This is a genomic window from Labilibaculum sp., assembly GCF_041595635.1.
In the GTDB taxonomy this organism is placed as follows: domain Bacteria; phylum Bacteroidota; class Bacteroidia; order Bacteroidales; family Marinifilaceae; genus Labilibaculum.
This window is the reverse complement of sequence record NZ_JBFHJW010000128.1, coordinates 1-1876: the sequence shown is the minus strand read 5'-3', so window position 1 is coordinate 1876 and position 1876 is coordinate 1. Positions and strand designations below refer to the sequence as shown.

Annotated in this window: 3 protein-coding genes; all 3 read left to right on the top strand. The window is 38.2% G+C overall.

Annotation, left to right across the window (positions count from 1 at the left end; translation table 11 throughout):
• Positions 1 to 188, top strand: a 188-nt coding sequence (locus ABYT26_RS17640; RefSeq protein WP_372756354.1) for a Crp/Fnr family transcriptional regulator, incomplete at its 5' end; no start/stop codon positions are given.
• Positions 189 to 419: 231 nt separating this feature from the next.
• Positions 420 to 635: a hypothetical protein gene (locus ABYT26_RS17635; protein WP_372756352.1), complete on the top strand. Its 216-nt coding sequence runs from the start codon at positions 420 to 422 to the stop codon at positions 633 to 635.
• Positions 635 to 1837 carry an aspartyl protease family protein gene (locus ABYT26_RS17630; RefSeq protein WP_372756350.1) on the top strand — a complete coding sequence of 401 codons (1203 nt, stop codon included), beginning with the start codon at positions 635 to 637 and terminating at the stop codon, positions 1835 to 1837. Before ABYT26_RS17635 ends, ABYT26_RS17630 begins: the two co-directional genes overlap by 1 nt.
• Positions 1838 to 1876: the final 39 nt, after the last annotated feature.

The following is a 1876-nucleotide window of genomic DNA, read 5'->3' as shown; positions in this document are numbered from 1 at the left end:
TGGCCGAAGATGGATGCCTGAAAATTTCCTTAACTCGCGAAGAGTTGGCCAATATGGTGGGAACTGCCACCGAGTCGGTAATCCGGCTTTTATCGGAATTTAAATCCGATGAGCTCATCGAACTTCAGGGGAGAAAAATAAAAATATTGAATGGGCAGGCCCTGAGAAAAGTCGGCGGCATTCTGTAAATTCATTGCCTCCCTGCTAAATAAACACCCATCCGCTACCTTCCGGATGGTTTTTTTTTGCGATGTTTTCCATTCGTAATATTGCATGCCTTTGTGGTGATGCCCAATCATGTGCACGGTATTATTGAAATTGTAAATACTGCAGAGACGTTGCATGCAACGTCTGTACATGCATGCTGCGTCTGTACGGCGGCAATGCCGATGCTGGAATCGAATGCCAAAAATGAAAAAATGGCGGCCATATCCCCCAAAAAAGGATCATTGGCCAGCATCCTCCGATCCTATAAATCGGCGGTTACGAAAGAGGCGCGAAAAATAGATCCAAATTTTAAATGGCAGGAGCGATTCCACGATCATATCATTCGCAATGATCCGGAATATCATCGAATTGCCAATTATATTGAGAATAATCCCTTGAAATGGGGCAAGGATAAATTTAATGAATAATGAAAAACACACTAATTGTATTGCTATTTTGTTTGCTAAGTACTGCTGCTAAGGCAGATAACTTTAAAAAAGTGCAGGCCGTTGCGAAGCTAAAGAATAAAGATTTTTGCATTCAGCTTCCAGTGGAGATTATAGATAACAAATACGTTCTACCAGCAGTAAGAATTAAGGGAAGCAAAAAGATGTACCGATTTTTATTAGATACAGGATGTCAAAGTGGTTGCATCTCTACTGAAATATATAAAGAGCTTGGTTTATCCGCTTTTTTTTCAGACAGTATATCGGATGGTATTTCAAAGAAGGCTGCTGATTTTTCATTTATAGATCTTTCATTTAACGGACTATCCTTTGAAAAAGTGGGTGTTTCGGTTCATACCAAAAAGGAGTTAAATTCTGCAGTTAGCTGTAGTCAGATTGATGGTGTTATTGGATACAATCTGATGCGAGCTTGTGTTTGGAGCTTTGACCATAATGAATTAACTGTGACGGATGATGTTGATCATCTAAATAATATAGGACAAAAACAGAAAGAGAAAATTTCTAATGGAACTATCCCTTTAATTGTTGGTGCATTTGTTGATGGTTTTGGAGCAACCATGTTATTCGATTTGGGTGATAATGGTACTTTTGAAGTGAGAAATAGCATGTTAAAATACCTGCGAAAAAAGGAGCTTACTAAAGGAAAGGGTAGTCTTTATTCCACAGTTATTGGAGAAATTCAAGATACAGCAGCCCTAAAATTGGTGAAAACTCCGGGTTTTCGTTTTCAAAATGATACGCTTAAAAATGCGATTACCTATGTAGGAACAAGTTCTGTATGTTCTATTGGAGCAGGAATTCTGAACTATTATAATTTAACCTTTGATTTCCCGAAGCGGAACTTGTATGTGAAACCTATCCTTCAGGATTTTGATGAGACTAAGTTCATAAATTTCGGATTCAAGTATAGGATTGATAATGGAGAGGTGGTCTGTCAATTTGTTTGGGCGAATACCGAAGCAGAGCGTAGTAATCTAAAACCTGGGGATCAAATTTTACGAATTAACCAACTCGATTTATCGGATACTAGCAGATATGATAAATGCCAATTAAAATCTATAATTGAGCAGGAGCTTTCTGGAGAGGAAATTACCCTTTCTGTAAGTGGACAGGAAAAAGCCATTGTGCTTCCTAAAAAAAGCTTGTTCTCTTGTTCCTACTAGTGTTTTAAGTAAATGCAGGTTTGTCTGTTTAGTGCAGTT